This window comes from Natrinema amylolyticum (genome assembly GCF_020515625.1).
GTDB classification, from domain to species: domain Archaea; phylum Halobacteriota; class Halobacteria; order Halobacteriales; family Natrialbaceae; genus Natrinema; species Natrinema amylolyticum.
Genome location: NZ_JAIWPJ010000002.1, coordinates 1,028,379 through 1,048,522, shown reverse-complemented (window position 1 = coordinate 1,048,522; position 20,144 = coordinate 1,028,379). Strand labels below are relative to the sequence as shown.

The 20,144-nt window shown below is 66.1% G+C and carries 22 protein-coding genes; 10 read left to right on the top strand and 12 right to left on the bottom strand.

The genetic code is table 11. The features are described 5' to 3' along the window. Positions 1 to 31: 31 nt before the first annotated feature. Positions 32 to 949 carry a universal stress protein gene (locus LDH66_RS15360; protein WP_226481944.1) on the top strand — a complete coding sequence of 306 codons (918 nt, stop codon included), beginning with the start codon at positions 32 to 34 and terminating at the stop codon, positions 947 to 949. A gap of 10 nt (positions 950 to 959) precedes the next feature. Here LDH66_RS15360 and LDH66_RS15355 read toward each other — a convergent pair whose 3' ends face one another. Further along, positions 960 to 1,373 (bottom strand): helix-turn-helix domain-containing protein, encoded by a 414-nt coding sequence (locus LDH66_RS15355; protein WP_226481943.1) that lies wholly within the window; start codon positions 1,371 to 1,373, stop codon positions 960 to 962. A gap of 139 nt (positions 1,374 to 1,512) precedes the next feature. On the opposite strand from LDH66_RS15355, the gene LDH66_RS15350 reads away from it, so the two are divergent. Further along, a complete protein-coding gene (locus LDH66_RS15350; RefSeq protein WP_226481942.1) occupies positions 1,513 to 2,061 on the top strand; it encodes a DUF8170 family protein in 549 nt (182 codons plus the stop codon). Positions 2,062 to 2,092: 31 nt separating this feature from the next. Here LDH66_RS15350 and LDH66_RS15345 read toward each other — a convergent pair whose 3' ends face one another. Beyond that, complete coding sequence (locus LDH66_RS15345; RefSeq protein ID WP_226481941.1) at positions 2,093 to 2,749, bottom strand: helix-turn-helix domain-containing protein; 657 nt, start codon at positions 2,747 to 2,749, stop codon at positions 2,093 to 2,095. A gap of 139 nt (positions 2,750 to 2,888) precedes the next feature. Here LDH66_RS15345 and LDH66_RS15340 point away from each other — a divergent pair, with 139 nt between their 5' ends. After that, positions 2,889 to 3,113: a YgaP family membrane protein gene (locus tag LDH66_RS15340; protein WP_226481940.1), complete on the top strand. Its 225-nt coding sequence runs from the start codon at positions 2,889 to 2,891 to the stop codon at positions 3,111 to 3,113. 44 nt (positions 3,114 to 3,157) lie between these two features. On the opposite strand, the gene LDH66_RS15335 is transcribed toward LDH66_RS15340, so the two are convergent. From LDH66_RS15335 to LDH66_RS15310, 6 genes are all read right to left on the bottom strand, one after another. Further along, entirely contained in the window at positions 3,158 to 4,132 is a 975-nt protein-coding gene (locus tag LDH66_RS15335) for an aldo/keto reductase (RefSeq protein ID WP_226481939.1), read from the bottom strand. A gap of 136 nt (positions 4,133 to 4,268) precedes the next feature. Further along, positions 4,269 to 6,140, bottom strand: a complete 1,872-nt coding sequence (locus LDH66_RS15330; RefSeq protein WP_226481938.1) for a formate/nitrite transporter family protein — start codon at positions 6,138 to 6,140, stop codon at positions 4,269 to 4,271. A 92-nt stretch (positions 6,141 to 6,232) separates the two neighbouring features. Beyond that, positions 6,233 to 7,387 carry an ABC transporter permease gene (locus tag LDH66_RS15325; RefSeq protein WP_226481937.1) on the bottom strand — a complete coding sequence of 385 codons (1,155 nt, stop codon included), beginning with the start codon at positions 7,385 to 7,387 and terminating at the stop codon, positions 6,233 to 6,235. Further along, positions 7,377 to 9,209 (bottom strand): ABC transporter permease, encoded by a 1,833-nt coding sequence (locus LDH66_RS15320; protein WP_226481936.1) that lies wholly within the window; start codon positions 9,207 to 9,209, stop codon positions 7,377 to 7,379. The genes LDH66_RS15325 and LDH66_RS15320 overlap by 11 nt, the downstream gene beginning before the upstream one ends. After that, on the bottom strand, positions 9,206 to 10,126 hold the full coding sequence (locus LDH66_RS15315) for an ABC transporter ATP-binding protein (RefSeq protein ID WP_226481935.1): 921 nt from the start codon (positions 10,124 to 10,126) through the stop codon (positions 9,206 to 9,208). The genes LDH66_RS15320 and LDH66_RS15315 overlap by 4 nt, the downstream gene beginning before the upstream one ends. Before the next feature lie 142 nt (positions 10,127 to 10,268). Next, positions 10,269 to 10,664 carry a winged helix-turn-helix domain-containing protein gene (locus LDH66_RS15310; protein WP_226481934.1) on the bottom strand — a complete coding sequence of 132 codons (396 nt, stop codon included), beginning with the start codon at positions 10,662 to 10,664 and terminating at the stop codon, positions 10,269 to 10,271. Between the two features lie 109 nt (positions 10,665 to 10,773). Here LDH66_RS15310 and LDH66_RS15305 point away from each other — a divergent pair, with 109 nt between their 5' ends. The 3 genes from LDH66_RS15305 to LDH66_RS15295 all read left to right on the top strand — a co-directional run bounded on the left by LDH66_RS15305 (position 10,774) and on the right by LDH66_RS15295 (position 12,277). After that, positions 10,774 to 11,445, top strand: coding sequence for a DUF7509 family protein (locus LDH66_RS15305; RefSeq protein WP_226481933.1), 672 nt, complete (start codon positions 10,774 to 10,776; stop codon positions 11,443 to 11,445). 126 nt (positions 11,446 to 11,571) lie between these two features. After that, entirely contained in the window at positions 11,572 to 11,991 is a 420-nt protein-coding gene (locus tag LDH66_RS15300) for an SRPBCC family protein (RefSeq protein WP_226481932.1), read from the top strand. A gap of 82 nt (positions 11,992 to 12,073) precedes the next feature. Beyond that, a complete protein-coding gene (locus LDH66_RS15295) occupies positions 12,074 to 12,277 on the top strand; it encodes an Mn2+/Fe2+ transporter (protein ID WP_226481931.1) in 204 nt (67 codons plus the stop codon). A gap of 102 nt (positions 12,278 to 12,379) precedes the next feature. Here the strand turns inward: LDH66_RS15295 and LDH66_RS15290 are convergent, their stop codons facing one another. Next, positions 12,380 to 13,009 (bottom strand): flavin reductase family protein, encoded by a 630-nt coding sequence (locus LDH66_RS15290; protein WP_226481930.1) that lies wholly within the window; start codon positions 13,007 to 13,009, stop codon positions 12,380 to 12,382. A gap of 135 nt (positions 13,010 to 13,144) precedes the next feature. Here LDH66_RS15290 and LDH66_RS15285 point away from each other — a divergent pair, with 135 nt between their 5' ends. Beyond that, on the top strand, positions 13,145 to 13,498 hold the full coding sequence (locus tag LDH66_RS15285) for a winged helix-turn-helix transcriptional regulator (RefSeq protein WP_226481929.1): 354 nt from the start codon (positions 13,145 to 13,147) through the stop codon (positions 13,496 to 13,498). Between the two features lie 96 nt (positions 13,499 to 13,594). Here LDH66_RS15285 and LDH66_RS15280 read toward each other — a convergent pair whose 3' ends face one another. Continuing rightward, positions 13,595 to 15,037: a short-chain fatty acid transporter gene (locus LDH66_RS15280; RefSeq protein WP_226481928.1), complete on the bottom strand. Its 1,443-nt coding sequence runs from the start codon at positions 15,035 to 15,037 to the stop codon at positions 13,595 to 13,597. Positions 15,038 to 15,099: 62 nt separating this feature from the next. Between LDH66_RS15280 and LDH66_RS15275 the strand changes: the two genes are divergently transcribed. Then, entirely contained in the window at positions 15,100 to 16,386 is a 1,287-nt protein-coding gene (locus LDH66_RS15275; protein ID WP_226481927.1) for an MFS transporter, read from the top strand. A gap of 79 nt (positions 16,387 to 16,465) precedes the next feature. Here LDH66_RS15275 and LDH66_RS15270 read toward each other — a convergent pair whose 3' ends face one another. Further along, positions 16,466 to 16,912, bottom strand: coding sequence for a UPF0179 family protein (locus LDH66_RS15270; protein WP_226481926.1), 447 nt, complete (start codon positions 16,910 to 16,912; stop codon positions 16,466 to 16,468). Between the two features lie 95 nt (positions 16,913 to 17,007). After that, positions 17,008 to 17,439 carry a DUF5820 family protein gene (locus tag LDH66_RS15265; RefSeq protein ID WP_226481925.1) on the bottom strand — a complete coding sequence of 144 codons (432 nt, stop codon included), beginning with the start codon at positions 17,437 to 17,439 and terminating at the stop codon, positions 17,008 to 17,010. Positions 17,440 to 17,831: 392 nt separating this feature from the next. On the opposite strand from LDH66_RS15265, the gene LDH66_RS15260 reads away from it, so the two are divergent. Continuing rightward, complete coding sequence (locus LDH66_RS15260) at positions 17,832 to 18,062, top strand: hypothetical protein (protein WP_226481924.1); 231 nt, start codon at positions 17,832 to 17,834, stop codon at positions 18,060 to 18,062. Next, entirely contained in the window at positions 18,059 to 20,131 is a 2,073-nt protein-coding gene (locus LDH66_RS15255; protein ID WP_226481923.1) for a PrkA family serine protein kinase, read from the top strand. The genes LDH66_RS15260 and LDH66_RS15255 overlap by 4 nt, the downstream gene beginning before the upstream one ends. The last annotated feature ends 13 nt before the right edge of the window (positions 20,132 to 20,144 follow it).

Below are 20,144 nucleotides of genomic sequence, written 5' to 3'. Positions count from 1 at the left end.
CGCGAACACGAACTGTGATGTGGGGTCACACATGTACAACACGATCCTCGTCCCGACCGACGGAAGCGACCACGCGGTCCGGGCCGCCGAACACGGACTGGCGCTCGCACGCTGGTTCGACGCGACGGTCCACGTGATCTCCGTCGTCGACGTGGCCGCCGCGGGCGGACTGTTCAGCGCCGGCGGCGTCAGCGACGAGTTCGTCGAGCGACTCGAGGCCGACGCCGAAGACGCGATCGCGGACATCGAATCGATCGCGGACGATCCGGAGCGGATCCGAACGGCGGTGCGGCGAGGCTACCCGCCGGCGGAGATCCTCGAGTACGCCGCCGAGCACGACGTCGAGTTGCTTTCGATGGGGACGCACGGCCGAACAGGCGTCACCCGGTACGTCGCCGGGAGCGTCACCGAACGCGTCGTCCGCCGGTCGGACGTGCCGGTACTGACGGCTCGGGCAACCGACCGAATCGCGCGGGGCGGGAGCTACGACGAGATACTCCTGCCGACCGACGGGAGCGACGCCGCGGCAGCCGCGATCGATCACGGACTCGCGATAGCCCGAGAGAGGGACGCACGGATCCACGCCGTCAACGTCGTTACCGTCAGCACGATCACGGCCGACCCGACCGTCACCGCTCGGAGCGAGACTCTCGCCGAATTCGAATCCGAGGGGAACGCAGCGACCGAGACCGTCGCGGAGCGCGCTCGAGCGGCCGATATCGACGCCGTTACCGCCGTTCGAGAGGGAGTTCCGTCTACCGGGCTCCTGGCGTACGCCGACGAGAACGACATCGATCTGATCGCGATGGCGACGGTCGGCAGAACCGGGCTCGAACGGTATCTGCTGGGGAGCACGACCGAACGAGTCGTCAGACGCGCGGACGTCCCGGTACTCAGCGTCAACGCGAGCGCCGTCGAACGGAATTCGGGGCAGACGGAACCGACGTGACGCGGGCGGCTCACTCCGCGTCGGGACGCGGCGCGTTCTCGTATCTGACCATCTTCTCGGGTTTATCGGAAATCGTCTCGTAGATCCGCTGGAGGGTCTCCTCGGCCGCGAGCAGGTCGTGATTCTCGAGGAGTTCGCGGCCCTCGTCGGTCAGTCGATAGAACTTCCAGGGGTAGCCCTGCTGCCGTTCGTCGTCCGGAAGCGCGACTTCTTCGACGATTCCGGCGTCGATCAGCTTCTGGACGTGTTTGTAGACCGTCGCCTCGCTCACGCTCGGGTTGAGCCGCTCGAGTTCGTAGATCGACGGCAGTCCATCGGGGTGTTGGAGGATATTGGAAACCAGTGCGAACCGCGTTTCCTGCGTCACGAAGCGGACGAGTTCGCGGGCGGTCGCCCCCTCGAGAGACCCACCGTCGGTGCTCATACGGCCGGTTACGGGGCATGGCAGCAAGTAGTTTACTCCGGAGTAAATCACTCTGGCAGAAATCGCTGGCGGCAAATTGGCTATCGGAAACGGAACTCGGACGGCAACTACTATCCGCAATTCGCGATACTCACCGAGTATGACGGACGGTGATCCCCCGGTCCCGGAAGTAGTCCTCACGAGCGTGACGGAACGACTCGAGGCCGAGGAGTGCTCGCTGTCGGACAACGAGGAACTCCTCCGCGCGCTGAGCGAACTCCGGCCGGTCTACGAGCACGAGCGGTCGTACTTCGTCCTCGGGAACTACGACCGCGAGTCGATCCGGCGGCTGAACCTCGTCATCGATCGGCTCAATCGGCGGTCGGACGCCTACGCGTTCCGGATGGTCGACGTCCGGGGCGACTGGGACAATGGGATCCAGAAGTTCTGCCTGCTTGCGGATCTGGTCACTCACATCGTCGGCGTCGCCGAAACGGATCCGAGCGGCTTCCTCGTCGAACAGGGGCTGCTCGCGGGCACCGCGGAGTACTTCGAGAAGACACACGTTCTCAAGCGGGAGTACGAGGACGAGGACCGCCCGTTCGGCTGGATGGCGGACGGCGTCTTCGACCTGCTCGAGGACGGAGGCCGACTCTACCGGTGGGACACCGAGGCGGCTCTCGTCGACGCCGCGGAGCGGCTCCCGTGATTTTGGTCGGGACCGCCACAGAGCGTCCCGGTCACTGCTCGAGCAGGGATCCCATCACCGTCGACTCGGCCTTCTGGAGGTGCTCCGCTGCGGTCGCGGTCGCACACCCTAACTCGCGGGCGACATCTTCACTGGTCGCATCGCGCGGAACGTCGTAATAGCCGAGTTCGAGGGCGGTTTCGACCGCTTCGCGCTGGCGGGCTGGCAGTCGGCCGACGACGCTGTCGGCGGCGACCCGTTTTCCGCCGACCCGCTCGACGGTGACGCCGACCGCGTCGGGAACCCCCTCGACCGCGGCCTGCACGTCGGCCGCCGTCCCGATGACGGTGAACGTGTTCGTCCCGTCCGCGTTGCATTCGATCGGTGGCACCGTCATGAGGCCCCCGCGGGTGAAGCTCTCGAACAGCGAGCGCGCGGCCCGCGAGACCTCGCCCTCGACGAAACAGTAACACTCCCGATCGGTGATCGGGAGCACCTCGTACTCGGTGACCGTCTCACTCTCCGCCAGCACGCCTTCGAAGCGGCGGTACTCGCCCTCGAGGCGGAACAGGAACGCCGTCGGCGGGGTCGCGACGTTCCAGTTGACGATCAGCGCTCGCTCGAGATAGCTCGCCCCGCCCGCGAGGCGGTCGTATATCGGCGGTGCGTAGCTCCCCTGCGGATCCAGAGTGATGCGGACGCGCTTCATAGTTCACCGTACGAATGTCTGATCGAAAACGATTTTCCCGGAGGTGCGCCGAGTTTGAACGAACAGCAGGGGTAGTGACATAAACCCGACCGAAATCTTCGGCCGTATCGATTACTGCCGGGAGCCCGTTCGATCGGGTATGCAGCGAAACGTCGGCGGACTGGATCGAATCGTCAGGGGAACGCTCGGAGTCTGGTTGCTCGCGGTCGCCGTCGCGGCGGCGATCGCGGATCGTCGCCTCACCGCGGTGACGGCCGGGATCGCGGCGTCCGGTCTACTGTTCAACGTCGCGACGCGGTTCTGCGGCGGGAACTACCTGCTGGGAATCGACACGACCGACGCCGCGTCCTGTTCACGGGAGTGAGATCGGGACGCGACCGATCGTCACGACGGAACCGCCACGACGGCTCACTGGTGTCCAGACACCGGGACCGGCTCGTACGGCTCCTCGAGGTACTCCATATCCGCGTCCGAGAGCTCGATCTCGAGGGCTTCGACGGCCTGTTCCAAGTGTTCGACGCTGGTCGTGCCGACGATCGGCGCGTCGACCCAGTCCTTGTGGAGCAGCCACGAGAGGGCGATCTGGGCCATCGTCGCGCCCCTGTCGTCGGCCAGATCGGCGACACGCTCGTTGATCGCCTGACCGCCGCCCTCGCGGTAGGGGTGGTCGTACATGTACTCCTCGGTCTCGCCGCGGGTCGTGGCGTCGATCTCCTCGTGTGGCCGCGTGAGATAGCCCCGAGCCATGGGCGACCACGGAATCACGCCGACGTCTTCCTTGGTACACAGCGGCAGCATCTCCCGTTCCTCCTCGCGATAGACGAGGTTGTAGTGGTTCTGCATCGTCTGGAACCGCTCGAGGCCGAGCCGGTCGCTCGTCTGCAGTGACTCGGCGAACTGGTGGGCCCACATCGAGGAGGCACCGATGTAGCGGACGTGGCCCCGCCGGACGGCGTCGTCGAGCGCCCGCAGCGTCGTCTCGACGGGCGTGTTGTGGTCCCAGCGATGGGGCTGATAGAGGTCGATCGTATCCATTCCGAGCCGCTCGCGGCTGGCCGCCAGTTCCTGTTCGATCGCCTTCCGAGAGAGACCGCCCGAGTTCGGATCGTCGTCGCGCATCCGGAAGAAGCCCTTCGTGGCGACGACCGACTCCTCGCGGTGGCCCTCGAGCGCCTCGCCCAGGATCCGCTCGGACTCGCCTCGCGAGTACATGTTCGCGGTGTCGAAGAAGTTGATCCCGAGGTCGAGCGCGCGGTCGATAATCTCCTTACTTTCCTCGTCTTCGAGGACCCACTCGCGCCAGTCGCTCGAGCCGAAGCTCATACAGCCCAGACAGATGCGGCTGACCTGCATACCGGTCGATCCGAGGGTGGTATATTCCATACCGGCCGTACGGAAACCGGCCGGAAAACAGTACGTGGAGCGGCAAACGGTACCACGTCACGCAGCGTCAGTATTCGTAGCGACGAGCGCGGCTGTGGTCGAATGCGTATCGGTGGGTTTCGCGAGCCGCCGTCGACTACCAGTGACCGAACAGCCGCTGGATGACGGTGCGTTCGCTCGGCCGTTCGGCCAGCAGTACCGAGCTGTCGACCTCATTGACGACGTCCATGTGGAGTGAGTCGCTCACCAGCCGCGAGATCACGCCCTCCTCGGTCGCGCCGATGAGAACGAGCGAGTGATCCCTGGACTGCCGGCAGATCGCACGTTCGACGTCGCCGGAGTCGTCGACGACGATCTCGGCGTCCTCGAGGCCGTGTTCGGCGGCCCACTCCTCGAGGAACTGCTCGCCGCGCTCCCGGTCCTCCGGGCTGGCGACGACGTGTTGCAGCGTGATTTCGGCTCCGGAACGATCCCGAAGCGTGCGCGCGACCTCGGCACTCAGATCCGAGTCCGGGCCGCCGGCGGTCGGGAGCAGAATCCGCGAGGTGTCCAGGTCCCGATCCTTGAGGATGAGGAAGTCACAGGGGAGGTTGCTGGTCAGTTCACTCATCCGGCCTTCGGCGCGTCCCTGGCCCCACGGCCGGTCCTCTCCCCAGCCGAGCACCACGAGGTCGGCGCGTTCGCGTTCCGCGGTGTCGAAGACGTCCTCGAACGAGCGGTGAGAAACGACGGTCGACGTCTCGCAGTCGACGTCGTAGGAGTCCGCCCGGTTCCGGATGCTCTCCATCCGCTGTTCGGACTCGGAGACGATCCGTTCGGTCTGGCCGGCACCGTACCGCATGGACGCACGGCCGGGCATCTGGACGATGTGAACGGCGTGCACTGTCGCGTTCTCGTGGCCGCTGGCCAACCTGCAGGCGAGGTCGACGATCGTCGACTCGGTCCGGGGGTTGGCAATCGGCACGAGGACCCGATAGTCGCCGTTCTCGCTCGCGTGGGCCTCCGCGGTGTCGATCAGCGGCACGTAAGAACGGCCGGCGTAGCTGCCCAGCAGCCACTCCCGGATCGAGAGCTGGCGGTCGGCCCCTTCGAATCGGGCCGACTCGAGGCGGTGTTCGCTGGTCTGGAAGTAATTGACGACCGTCACGAGAACGATCCCGCCGATGGTGTTACCCAGCAGGACCGGGAGAACGAACTCAGTCATGCCGACGAAGATGGCCAGTTCCCCGGCGAAGACCATGTACAGCATCTCGGTAAAGGAGACGACGACGTGGAACAGGTCCCCGAGCGGGATCGCGAGGAAGGCCATGTAGACGACGACCAGCCGCGAGATCGTGTCCCGGGAGGCGTAGACGATCCAGACGACGCCGGCGACGATCAGACCGGCGAAGGCCGCCTTCGAGAACAGCGTCCACCACGGCGTCTCGACGCCGTGTCGCGCGAGGTCCATCGCTGCGGCCGCCGAGTCGTCGTCGAAGACGCCGCCGTAGGACAGCGCGAGCGCGCCGAGCGCGCCGCCGGCGAAGTTGCCAGCGAGGACGATCGTCCAGTGGCGCAACAGTGCGGGGACGCTGGCCAGCCGCTCTAAGGTCAGCGCGACCGGCGGCAGCGTGTTCTCCGTGTAGAGCTGGTAGCCGCCGATGATGATGTAGATGAAGCCCAGCGGATACAATAGCTTGCTCAGGATCGGATGGCCGTCCGTCGAGGCCGTCAGCGTGGCGTACAGCAGGAACGTGATCGTGATCGCGAACCCGGCGGCGAGTCCGCTGAAGAACAGTTCGCGACCCCCCGACGTGACCTCCTCGTCAGCGGCGGCGACGATCCGCTGGAAGATCTCGTCGGAGGAGAACCGGTCACGCACGACCGCGCCGACCGCCGGAGCTCCGCTTCTGGACCGCTCGACCGCCTCGCGGACCTGTTCCTGCTCCGACGAGTCATCAGTCCGATGGCCCCTACCGGGCGGCTCTCGGTTCGTCCGCTCCTGATCGGGAGAATCCGAATCGCTCATTACCGCATACGCATTCGGGAAGCGACTAATCGTTTCGGATCTGTGACCGGCTCTCCCTCTGGGAGCGAGCCCGGTGAACGACCGCCGCGAAGTCAGAGCGACTCTGACTCGAGGCGGTCGATACCGCGCCTGAGCGCGACGAACGCGGCGACTGCGAACAGACAGTAGCCGGCGAGCAGCCCCCAGGTCGTCGCCGTCGGATTGCCGATCGCGAACTTCGCGACGGTGTTCGCGGGATGCTCCGGCAGCACCGCCGCGACGACCAACGCGCCGACGATCGCCGTGGAGTAAAGCAACTGGGCCTGCCGCCGATCGGGAGCCCACAGCGCGACCGCGACGCCGACGGTGACGACGAGCAGTGAGAGCGCGCCTACCAGCGCGACCAGTGCCGCGGGGCCCGCGATCGTCGTCCCGTTGGCCGCGAGCAAGAGGAGCCAGGCGATCGCCTGGACCGGTGCCAGCGCCGCGATCGCCAGCAGCTTCGCGTCGATCACGTCCGCCAGTGAGAGCGGTGCGACCCGGAGCAGTTCGAGCGTGCCCCGCTGGCGCTCCTCGATCAGCGAGTCGACGGCGATCGAACCGCTGATGAACACCGGCAGGAAGCACAACAGCGGCAACAAGATCGTATAGGTGAAGCCGACGTACGGACTGGCCTGAACCGACGACGGAACCGGAAGGGGCGACCGATCGAGCCGGCCGGCGTCGGCGTTTCGCTGGCGCTCGACGCGTTCGACGTGCTCGAGGGTGTCCCGAAGCTGGACGACGAGCACGCTCGTCCGGACGTTCCCCTCGGGCGCGGTGACCCTGACGCTGAGCCGGCCGTCGTCGTTCCTGTTCGCGTCGAGGACGGCGGACACCGACCGGCGATCGAACGCCTCGTGAGCCCGCTGGCGCTCCTCGTAGTACGTGGCAGTGACGCCGTCTCGTTCGTTTGCGATCTCGAGGAGCGTCTCGGTGTCGTCGCCGGTGACGGCGACCTCCGTCTGATAGCCGTCGACCGAGCCGGGATCGTACAGCGAGACGAGTCCGACGACCAGAAACGAGGAAAACGCCGCGATGAACAGCTGGATGGCGAGCGCTAGGAGGATCGTCTTCTCGGATCGCAGCGACTGCAACTCGCGGCGGGCGATCGCCCACCGCGCACCCCAGGTCGAACTCGAGTCGGTGCCGCCGTCCGATCGGGTCGGCGGGTTCGGCCCTCGCTGGATCGACCGCTCTTCGCGGTCGCGATCGCGATCACGCGACAAGGACGATCACCCCCAGATTGTAGGCCACGTGAACGAGCACCGCCGTGAGGAGGCCGAGGACGTAGCCGTTCCGACCGCGGCTCGCGCCGATCGCCGAGCAGACGGCCGTCGCGACGTGCAAGGCCAGCGGCGCGAGGAAGACTGCGACGAGTATCAGCGGATCGCTCGAGACGGCCGGGCCGAAGGCGGCGGTGCCGACGGGCAGGTCCGGAAGCCCGACGAACTGGACGACGTGGGTGAGCTTCTCGCCGACGAAGAAGCCGGCCCCCGAGAGCGCGCCCACTACGACGGCCATCCGCAGCGTCGCGTCGAACCGCGAGCGGGTGACGCCGGCGTAGACGTGGACGCTCTTCGCGATCTCTTCGACCGTCGCGGCGGCGACGACGACCAGCGGGACGGCGATCGACTGCGGAACGGCAAACAGCAGCGCGACGGAGAGGAGTTGACTGGCGAAAACGAAGGGGATGAAGAGGATCGACAGCAGCGGGATACTCCGCCGGCCGCGGACGCGATTCGCGATCGCATCGAGGACTTTCGTTGGAATCGGTTTCTGGGCGAACATGTCCTCCTCGCGGTAGACGCCGATTCCCAACAGGAAGCAGACGGCCGCGCTGAGATAGAACGGACCGGTCGAGAACAGGTACTCCCCTAGCCGAACCGACTCGCCCTGGAGGTCCATCACGATCAGCGTCAGCGGCGATATCAGCGCGATCGGGGTCACGTCGGTGAAGACCGCCGGAACGAACGTGTACGTCGTCAGCGCGACGCTGATCGTGACCGTCACGAACGTGAGTTCCTTGAACGAGCGGGCGAACATCGCACCGACGAACGTCGCCGCCAGGAAGAGCAGGGCGATCGGCAGCGCCGCGGCGACCGCGATCGGACCGCCGCCGATCACTCGCGCGATCGCGACGACGACGCCCACGAGCCCGAGCAAGTACGGCAGCGTCTTCCCCGCGACGATCTCGTGGCGCGACGCCGGCGAGACGAGCAAGAGTTCGCCTCGCCGCTTGACTCGCTCGTCCATGATCGTGCTCCCGTAGGCCTGAATGACGAAGTTCATCGGCACGACGAACAGGAACGCGAGGACGAGCGACTCGAAGGGGAACGGCGGCGCGATCGAACCGGGCGTTCCGGCCGTCGTCGACGCCGTCGACCCGCCGCCGCCGGTCGGTACCTGCAGGGGGTCGTCCCCGCCGGTCCCGTCGGCAGTGCTCTCACTGTCTCCGGGACCGGCCGATCCGCCGACGTCGCCCGTGTCCTCCTCGGTCCCGTCACCGCCGACATCGTCCGTGCCCCCCTCGGTTCCCTCACCGTCGCCCGTCCCCGACGCCGACGACCGGGCGTGATCTCGGTCCCGGTACTCGAGGGAGACGTGTACCGGATACGCGGCCGCCTGATCGCTCTCCTCGTCCATCAGCTTCGCGTTGTACTCCGCGACGGCGTCCCGAAAGGTATCGTAAGCTGCCTCCCCGTTCTCGCCGACGTGTCCGATCCGGCCGTCCCGCATGACGACGACGTCTACGTTCGCCTCGTCCTCGCTCTCGATCTCGATGTCCGCGAGCGGGACCGGCCGGAACTGCTCGCTGTCGACGGCGACGTCGTAGTACCGGCTGTCCTCGTCGACGCCGACGACGTAGATCTCCCGCTCGAGGCCGAGTCCGTCATCACTCACCGAGAATCCGGCGGTTCCGATCGCCAGCCCCATCACCACGAGGACCGCTACCGTCTTCCGGTCGACGGTGCCCGCGCTCCGGACGACTTCCCAGCGGGCGATCCGGGCCGTTCGGCGGAGAATTCCGCGGAGACGGCCGTCGCTCACGCCTCGGCCTCCCCGTCCGGTTCGCTCGCGACTTCGAGGAAGATCTCCTCGAGGCTCGGCGTCTGCGTCTGGATGTCGGTCACGCGGCCGCCGGCCGCCTCGACGCTCTCCCGGAGGGCGTCGACGGCGGTCATATCGGCGACGACGTGGCGGACCTGTCCGTTCTCGCGCGTGACCTCGACGCGACCGTGGGCGGCCGCGAGCCCGTCGCTGCCGTCGGCGGTCGCGTAGACGTGGTACTCGGTGCCGCCGTGGGCGTCCCGGATCGCCTCGAGCGTGCCGCGGGCGACGATCCGGCCGTCGTTCATGATGACGATCCGGTCGCAGATGCTCTCGACGTGAAAGAGGTTGTGCGCGCTGAAGACGATCGTCTTCCCCTCGTCGCTCAGCTCGCGGGTGAACTCGATGATGTAGTTGGTCGTCAGGGGGTCCAGCCCCGACGCCGGCTCGTCGAAGATCAGCACGTCGGGATCGTTCACCAGGGCTCGAGCGATCGCGACCTTTCGCTGCATCCCCTTCGACATGTTGCCGATCCGCCGCTTTCGGTGCTCGAGATCGAGCCGGTCCAGCGAGTCGCGGATCCGCTCGCGGGCAACGTCTCCGGGAACGTCGTAGAGATCGGCGAAGAACTCGAGGTAGCCGATCGCGGTCATCTCCTCGTAGAGCGGGGACTCCTCGGGGAGGAAGCCGAGTCGCCGTTGCATCTCGGCGTCACCGGGCGTGTGGCCGGCGACGACGGCGGTGCCGTCGGTGGGTTCGATCAGCCCGGCCAGCATCTTCAGCGTCGTCGTCTTGCCCGCGCCGTTGGGGCCGACGACGCCGAAGACCTCGCCGCGCTCGATCTCGAAGGAACTGCCCTCGACCGCGGTGAACCCGCCGTACTCCTTCCGGAGATCGTCGACATCGAGTATCGCCATTCGATAGCCCGACGGAGGGAGTCACTCGAGTAAAATCTAGCGAATCGTGAATGTACGCACAGTCGACGAGAGCGAGACGGCGTCAGGTATCGGCGGTCAGTGTCAGATACCGGCAGTCAGTGTAGACGGAAGGGGCCCAGTGTCAGGCGTAGGTCTCGTTGAACTCGCGCTCGCGTCGCATCAGCTCGTCGACGCCGTGCTCGAGGATTCCGCGTCCCATCGCAGTGGGCCGATAGTACGTGTAGAAGCCGCTGCTGTCGGGGGTCCGCCGCTGTCGTTTGTCGATCAGCCCGACGTCGACCAGTTCGTCGAGATGGTAGTGGAAGTTGTGGGACGCGACGTCGACGGCGTCGTTGAACGCCGAGGCGCTCAGTTCGTCGTTCGCGACGAGCGTCCGTAGCAACTGATAGCGGATCGGATGCCCAATCGCCCGCTGCATGTCGAGATACTCCTCGAGCGTCAGCCCGCTGTTCTCCGGCAGCGGCGGCTCCGGCCGCCGGACGCCCTCGCCCGCGTTCCGATCGGTTGCGTCTGCCATGGGTCTCGTCTCTGTGAGTCGATTGTCGGCCGAGCGACTTAGGCATTGTCTACTAGGGAACTCTCTATAACGGTCGGTTTTATATGCGATCCGTCGGTATCCCGAGGTAATGCGGCAGCGCATTATCGAGAACCTCCCGCGGGACGTCGGCGATTCCGACGCGCTTTCGCCCGTCGATCGGGAGCGGTTTCTGGTGTACGTGATGGGCCCGTACCGGACGTTCGACGTCGAAGCGCTCCTCCCGGACGACGCCGAACCCACCGACGACGCCCTCCCATCGTTCGCGACGTGGAACGAACGGAGCGGTGCGTACGCGGAAGACGACGTCCTTCGATTACTTCAGGAGACACGTGACTGTCTCCGAGATCGAGGGTTCAACGCGTTCCTCGCGATCGACGTCGGTATCGAGTTGGACGCGATGGACGCGGCGACGCAGAGCATCGAGTTCGCCAGAGCGAGCAACGCGACCGCGTTCGTCGCACCGGCCGTCGGCGACAACCTCGGCGTCGGAATCGAAATCGGAAGCGTCCTTGAGGACATGCTCGGTGGCCGCGAGCGGGACGGCGATCCAGCCGAGACGGCGTCGGCACGACGCGCCGAACGGTTCATGGTCGCGACGGAACCGGACGTCCGAAGCGCGATGCTCGGCGCCGTCCAGACGCGATGGGATGGGAGCGTCCGGACGTTTGACGATGCCGACGATCTGTGTCGGGTGTGCGCGCAGTTCTGCACGCATATCCAGAACGAAGAGGTGTACGGCGACCTCCCGCGGCGAAAGTGACGCGGACCGTCGGTCGCAACCCGATCGGCCTTCTTCTGCGTCGGTTCGCGAGCGGCCGTCGTCGGTCGTCACGAGAAACATCGCTCGGTGCCAACTCCCTTTGTCGAGGACCCCGTCGTACCGCCCATGACTCGAGTCCGGACCGCGACGACGCCGGACGGCCGCCGCCTCGAGGTCTCGCACGTCCTGTCCGTCCCCGCGGCCGACGCCTGGGATGCCCTCGTCGACACGACCCAGTGGCCCGAGTGGTCGCCCCTCGTCAACGGCGTCGAGGCGACGGACCGCCGAATTCGGACGGACACGACTGGCCGGATTCGAATCCCCGGAGCCTGGCTGCCGTTCCGGATCACCGCGTGTACGGCGCGCCGGTGGACCTGGCGCGTGACGGGGATTCCGGCCGCGGCTCATCGCGTCGACGACCTCGGCTCCGATCAGTGCCGGATCGCCTTCGAACTCCCGCTTCACGGGACGGGATACGTCCCCGTCTGTCTGCGGGCGCTGGAGAACCTCGAGTCGCTGCTCGAGGGCGATAGCACGGTTCAGTAGCCGTCGATCGGACGGTGTTTTCACTACGTTTGCTATAGAAATATTCGAAATGGTAATGACAGCCGGGTAGAATGTAGTGAGTATGCCCTCCGAGAGACGTACTGAAGCCAAACGCGTAATAGTCGCTGTACTCGGCGTTTTCACGACTATCGGCATCGTCGGTGCCGGTCAGGAAGCCGACCTGGGAATCGCCGTGACGTGGGTTTGGATGGGTATCGGACTATCCGTAACGTATCTTCTCTACAGAGTCGTTCTCACACTGGAGCAGTTCGTCGATTCCCCCTAATCGGCCGGAACCGCCGGAGCCCGTTCGTAGACCTGCGCGAGTCGCACGTTCCGTCGCTCGATTCGAGTCCCATCCAAGTCGAGCAACCCGACCCGTGCCGGCCTACGGCGGCCGCTCGAGCGAGAACCGATCCTCGGTCCGCGCGTACAGACTCCCCGCGAGCCGGCCGACGGCCTCGATTTCGTCCACGTCGATCTTTCCGTCGGAGGTCACCGATTCCTCGAGGTGGACGTGGCGGACCTCGCCGAGCACGAGCGTCGAGCCGCCGACGTCGACGAGGTCGTGGAGGGTGCACTCGAAGGCTACCTTCGCACCCGCGACCCGCGGCGGGTCGACCGCGCTCGAGTCGGCCCGCTCGAGGTCGGCGCGATCGAACTCGCTCTCGCCGGCGGGCAGCGTGGCGCTGGTCTCGTTCATCGCGTCGGCGAACTCCTCGGTGACGAGGTTGACGACGAACTCGCCGGTGTCGCGGGCGTTTCGCGGGGTGTCCTTGAGCCCGTCCGCACCGTCGACGGGTGCGAACAACAGGACCGGCGGCTCGACCGACGCGACGGTGAAGAAACTGTACGGCGCGAGGTTATCGATCCCGTCCTCGCTGCGCGTGCTCACCCACGCGATCGGCCGGGGGACGACCGCGCTCGAGAGCACCCGATACAGCGATCCGTCCCGGTCGTCGACGTCGATCTCGAGGCTCCCGGCCCGCTCGCCGTTCTCGGAATCGGTCTCCGTCATCGGGGTTCCCCCAGCGATCGGTCCGCGACCGGTGCCGTCTCGAGCGGACATCCGTAGTCTACTAACACGATGTTACCCGGTTCGGATCCGAACTACTAAAGCGGTTCGCGACGTAGGTCGGCGTAGAGACCACCGATGTCATCCCCGCAAACGAAATCCCGCGAGCAACACGACGACGCCTGCCCCGTCATCGCCTCCCTCGAGCAGATCGGCTCCCAGTGGCGGCTGGCGGTGCTCCACGAACTGCTGGACGGCGAACAGCGGTTCAACGAACTGAAGCGATCGACCGGCGCGAACGCCCGAACTCTCTCGCGCGTGCTCGACGACCTCGGCGAGATGGGCTTCGTCGAACGCCGCATCGAGGAGGACGCCCCCGTCGCGACCTACTACAGCCTCACCGACAAGGGCGAGTCCTTAGAGCCGGTCTTCGGCGAGATCGAGTGCTGGGCCGGCTCCTGGCTCGAGGACAGCGCGCTCGAGGCCGAGTAACGGCTCTCCCGGCACGAATGCGGTTCCGTTCCCTTCTCTTCTCTCCGAACTGGCCAGTGACCGGTCTCGGACCGCCGAGACGGCGTCCCGCGCCGATCAGTACGGCAGCAGGAGCAAGACGACGGCCAGGAACGGAATCAGCGCGAGCAGCATCGTGACGGCGTAGCCGAACATCTCTCGCGCCCGGATCTTTGTGATCGCGAGCAGCGGCAGCGCCCAGAACGGGTTCAGCAGGTTGGTGTGGGCGTCCCCGACCGCGTAGGCGATCGTCGCCTGGCCGACCGGCACCCCGACCTCCTGTGCGGCCTCGAGGACGGGCGGCCCGAGGACGATCCACTCGCCGCCGCCGGAGGGGACGAAGAGGTTGACGACCGCGGCCGTGAGCCACGCGATGACCGGGAACGTCTCGGGGGTCGAAATCGCGAGGAGGCCCTCGGCCATCGTTTCCGCCAGCCCGGAGCCGCTCATCATTCCCTGAATCCCCGCGAAGAACGGGAACAGGAGGATGATCCCCGCGGCGGCGTCCGCGGCGTCGCCGAACCGGTCGCGGTAGAGCGCCGGGCGGGTGTAGATCGCGAGCCCGGCGAACAGGAACCCGAAGTTCAGGACGTTCAGATCCAGCGCGTCTAGCCCTCTGGTCGCGAACTCCCAGACGATCACCGCGACGCCGGTCAGCGCGATGACGCCGCCCAGAAGCCGACTGTTGTCGATCCGCTCGGCGGGAACGCGGTCGTCGCGTCGCTGATCCGTTGCGATCATCTCGTCCGACGCAGTGTCGTCGACGCCGCCGTCGGTCGCCGACTCGAACAACTCGTCTTCGGGAATGTACTCGGTGATCTCCCGCGAGCGCTCCGCCGAGGGGGTCAGCAGGTAGAGCACGGTCGCCGCGAAGAGGATCGACAGCGCGGTGAGCGCGAGCGCGTAGCCGCTGAAGACCGTCGCGGCGGTGCTGACGGGTTCGTCGATGACGCCGAGTTCGATGAACTCGTTGCCCGACGTCGCGAGCAGGAGGGGCGCCGAGCCGGAGAGTCCCCAGTGCCACGTGAGTCCCAGCCCCATGTAGCCCGCCACGCAGAGCAGCGGGTAGTGGACCGTGATCCCCTCTCGGTAGGCGGCCTTGCCCATCTCCCGCGCGAAGATCGCGCCGACGACCAGGCTCAGTCCCCAGTGAACCCAGGCAAGCACCATCGAAACCACGCCGACCAGAACGACGGCCTGTTTACTGGAGTTCGGAATGGCCGCCAGCCGCTGGAGTCCGTCGTTGACCCGCGGATGATAGGCGATCACGAATCCGGTCATGATGATCAACACCATCTGCATCGCGAAGGTCAGAAACGCCCAGAACCCGTCGTACCAGTGTTGGACCATCTCCGTCGGTCCCTGTCCCTCGACGAGCATCCCGACCACGAACACGACGTAGGACAGGATGATCGCGAACAGGAACGGACTCGGCATCCACCGCTCGACCACGTTCGCGATTCGGTTCCCCAACCGTTCGATGACGTTACCGGTCGCCGCCGTTCTGTTTGCAGACCCCATACGTTGGACGATATCGAATACCGTGTTAAACGTTATGTGGCCGGACCGGGGAGTACGACCGAATGCGTCCCGACGGTGGCCCGGATCGATCCTACGACGCGACCGGGTCGATCGACGGACCGGACTCGACCCCCAGCGGCCGCGTCTACCGCGGCTGGTACGTCGTCGCCGGGGGGTTCGTCGGCGCGTTCGTCGTCTTCGGCCTCTCCTACGCCTTCGGCGTCTTCCTCGAGCCGATTCAGCGGGACCTCGGGCTCTCCCGCTCGGCCGTCTCCCTGGTCTTCTCCCTGCAGACGGTCGTCATCTACCTCGCCGCGGCGGTTCTGGGCGTGCTCGCCGACCGGTTCGGCGTGCGGCGACTGCTGGCCGTCGGCGCGGCGACGCTCGCGATCGGCGGCCTCTGGACGAGCCGAACGGACTCGTACGCCGGGCTCCTAGTCGCCTACGGGGTCCTCACGGCGGTCGGTCTCGGTGCGATCTACGTCGTCTCCTACGCCACCGTCCCGCGGTGGTTCCAGCGTCGCCGCGGCCTCGCGACCGGCGTCGCGACCGCCGGGCTCGGCATCGGGATGGTCGCGATGTCGCCCGCCGCGAGCGCGCTCGTCGGCGTCCTCGAGTGGCGACTCGCCCTGCTCGCGCTCGTCCTCGCCGCGACGGCGGCCGTCGCGGTCGTGACGCCGCTGTTCGCCGACGATCCGGCCTCGAGCGGGACCGAGACGGGCGAGGAGTTTCCGGACGGCGTTCCGGAGCGCGAGCCGCCCGACTGGGCGACGTATCGACGAGAGCTGGCAGCGATCGCGACCTCGCGGACGTTCCTGCTGGTGTTTTCGGGCTGGGTCCTCGTCTACGCGACGCTGTACGCCGTGCTCGTTCACATCGTTCCCTACGCCGGCGACGCGGGCCTCGGCGGGGGAACGGGCGCGTTCGCGCTCGCGGCGATCGGTGCGACCACGGCCGTCGCCCGGGTCGGGATCGGCGGACTCGCCGACCGGTTCGGGCGCGTTCGGACGTTCGTCGCGTGTTCGGCCGTCATGGGAGCGTCGACGCTGTGTCTCCCGGTCGTCGACTCCGCGGCGGGCCTGTACGGCTTCGCCGTCGTCTTCGGGATCGCCTACGGGGGAAACGGGGCCCTGCTCTCGCCGCTGACGGTCGATCTGTTCGGGACGGCGAACCCGAACGCCATCTTCGGGCTCGTCTCGATTTCCTTCGCCGTCTCGGGGCTGGTCGCTCCGTGGGCCGCCGGCCTCACCTACGACCTCGCGGGGACGTACGCACCGGCGTTCGTCGGTGCAGGAATTGTCGGTCTCCTCGGTGCGGGATTCGTCGCAGCCGCTGGAACTGAGACGTAACGATCACTCGAGACGGTCGGGTCAGGTCGGGTCGACGGAATCGCCCCTCACGGTGCGGTAGCGACGGAGAACGGCGCGGTCAGTCGTCGGTCTCGAGTTCGACTAACTCGAGCGAGCGGTCGAGGTGACAGACGTCGTGAGGCGGATCGCCGATGATCTCCCGAATGCGGTACTCCTCGTCGAACTCGACGCCGTCGGGTTCGCAGTACTCGTGGCTGGGACACTCGACGTACGGACAGGTGCCGGGGAGGCTCGTCTTGCTGCCGGCGAAGGCTCCCTTGGACGTGATGTTCGCGCGCGTCGCGGCGGGTTCGACCTCGACGGCGCGGACGCCGCCGTCGTGCATGGCGCACTCGAGGGTCTGGGCGTTCTCACGGATGGACGTGACGCGGTACTTCGTGCCGGGCTGGAGGTTGAGACACTGACTGCGATAGGGACAGCCGGTACAGGCGTCGGCTTCGCCCTCGTAGACGAACTCGGTTCCCGGCTCGGCCAGCCGGGAGCCGATGAGCGTGACGGTCGACATGGGACGTGGTAGTCGCCACTGGCGGTTAAGCGTCACGTCCCGTCGGGCGAGCGCGAGAGGGGGCCGAAAGCAGGAGGAGGCGCGGACGGACCGGCTCAGCCGTCGGTATCGTCGCCGGTGAGTTCGTCGAGTCGCTCGAAGTACGTCTTCCGGGGGACCTGGTACAGGTCCCGGTAGTCGATCTCGCCGTCGTCGAACTGTCGAGCGAGGTCGACGGTCCGCTCGAGGGCCTCGTCTCGAGACGGGAATCGCAGGGTCTCGTTCAGCGAGACGTCCGGCTCGAGGTAGAGGGTGACGAACCAGTCCGCGGAATCGGCGGTGTCGGCGGGGTTGATTCCGGGGCGACGGGTCCGCTTGCCGTGGGTGAGATACAGCGTCGGCAGACAGGGCGCGGGGAAGTCATCGGCGTTGAACACGTCCGGTCGGTACGCGAGGACGAGCCGCCCCCTCTCTCCCAGACTCCAGACGGTCCACGCGTCCGGCAGCCGCGAGCGGTCCACCTCGCTATCCGCGTCCGTATCCGACATGAGCGGCGATAGGACCCCGCTCCGTAAATTCTCGTCGTCACTGCGGCCGCTCGTCGGTCGCTCGGTTCCACTGGTCCGGCGACGGTGGGTCACCGTATCTCGAATCAGCGCGCGCGAGCCGACGTGGACGCTGCAGGCCGACAACTTATGCCGAAGAGCCCCGAATGTGGGGTGTGATACCGAACATCAACAAAGTGTGCTGGCAATATTCTCCTGCAATAAAGTCCTGACAAATACCTTTTGGGGCTAAGGCTAAGTACCTGGATTACTCACTCATTAAATACTATCGGTATCCGTTCGCCGGACCGATCCACTCCGCGCCCGTCCCCGGCGCACCGTTGCCCGAGCCCCTGACGAGGCATCGCGCAACGTTGAGTGGTGATAGATGACATATGACACGGCAGATCGACGCCGCCCACGAACGGGTCGCGCTCCCCGAGAACCACCTCGAGGAGTCGGACGAGTACGACGCACTCACGTCGGGTGAGGCGAGGCGACGGATTCCGACGGTTCGGCCACGAGACGCCGCGGTCGGTCGAACGACGTCCACTCAGGTAGTCCGCGTGACCGCGGACGACTGCACTGCAGACGGGGGAACCCCGCAACTGGCAATGATACCATGACCGGTGACATCGAAACACTCGAGCAGCTCAGTACGGATTACAAGGAATCGATGCCCGCAGACCTGCGGGAGACCAAGTCCTTCGACTGGTACCTAGAGGAGGTGTACGAGGACCCGAAGGTGGCCCGCAACGCCCACCAGCGCGTCGCGGACATGTTCGACTACTACGGCACTACCTACGACGAGACCGAGGGAATGGTCGAGTACCAGCTCGCCAGCGAGGATCCGTTGGGTGACGGCGAGAACACCTTCTACGGGAAGGTGATCCACCAGTCGATCCACGAGTTCGTCAACAAGGTCAAGTCGGGTGCCCGTCGGCTCGGCCCCGAGCGGCGAATCAAGCTCCTGCTCGGACCCGTCGGCTCCGGGAAGTCCCACTTCGACAAGCAGGTCCGCAAGTACTTCGAGGACTACACGCTCCGGGACGACGGCCGGATGTACACCTTCCGCTGGACGAACCTCTGTGACGTCATTCAGGACCAGGACCCGGCCGACGACACGGTCCGCTCCCCGATGAACCAGGACCCGCTCGTCCTGCTTCCCCTCGAGCAGCGCCAGCGAGTCATCGACGATCTCAACGAGAACCTCGACGCGCCGTACACGATCCAGAACGAGCAGGCGCTCGATCCCGAGAGCGAGTTCTACATGGACAAGCTGCTGGCCCACTACGACGACGACCTCCAGCAGGTCTTGGAGAACCACGTCGAGATCGTCCGATTCGTCGCCGACGAGAACAAGCGCCAGGGCCTCGAGACGTTCGAGCCCAAGGACAAGAAGAACCAGGACGAGACCGAACTCACCGGCGACGTCAACTACTCCAAGATCGCGATCTACGGCGAGAGCGACCCGCGCGCGTTCGATTATTCGGGTGCCTTCTGTAACGCCAACCGTGGGATCTTCTCCGGCGAGGAGCTGCTCAAGCTCCAGCGGGAGTTCCTCTACGACTTCCTGCACGCGACCCAGGAGCAGACGATCAAACCCAAGAACAATCCGCGGATCGACATTGATCAGGTGATCGTCGGGCGGACGAACATGCCCGAGTACAAGGACAAGAAGGGCGACGAGAAGATGGAGGCGTTCAACGACCGCACCAAGCGGATCGACTTCCCGTACGTCCTCAGCTACGAGGACGAGGCCAGCATCTACGAAAAGATGCTGCAGAACGCCGACGTCCCCGACATCAACGTCGAGCCACACACCCTCGAGATGGCGGGGCTGTTCGGCGTCCTGACCCGCATCGAAGAACCCGACACCGAGACCGTGGGGCTGCTCTCCAAGGCCAAGGCCTACAACGGCGAGATCGACGAGGGCGACGACATCGACACGAAGAAGCTTCGTGAAGAGGCCGAACAGAAGGCCGAGATCGGCGAGGGCATGGTCGGCGTCTCGCCGCGCTTTATCGGCGACGAGATCGCCGAGGCGATCATGGACTCCAAACACCGCCAGCGCGGGTTCCTCTCGCCGCTGACGGTGTTCAACTTCTTCGAGGAGAACTTAGAGCACCACGGCTCGATTCCGGAGGACAACTTCGAGACGTACTACCGCTACCTCGAGACGGTCCGCGAGGAGTACAAGGAGCGAGCCATCGAGGACGTCCGCCACGCGCTGGCCTACGACATCGACGAGATCCAGCGCCAGGGCGAGAAGTACATGGACCACGTGATGGCCTACATCGACGACGACACCATCGAGGACGAACTCACGGGCCGCGAGCAAGAGCCCGACGAGACGTTCCTGCGCAGCGTCGAGGAGAAACTCGACATCCCAGAGGACCGTAAGGAGGACTTCCGCCAGGAGGTCTCGAACTGGGTCTCCCGACGCGCCCGCGAGGGCGAGGCGTTCAACCCGCAGGACAACGAGCGCCTGCGCCGCGCCTTAGAGCGCAAGCTCTGGGAGGACAAGAAGCACAACATCAACTTCTCCGCGCTGGTCAGCGCCAACGAGTTCGACGACGACGAGCGCTCCGCGTGGATCGACGCGCTGATGGAACAGGGCTACTCCGAAGGTGGAGCGAAGGAGGTGCTCGAGTTCGCCGGCGCGGAGGTTGCCAAGGCCGAGATGGACGACTAACATGACCGGACAC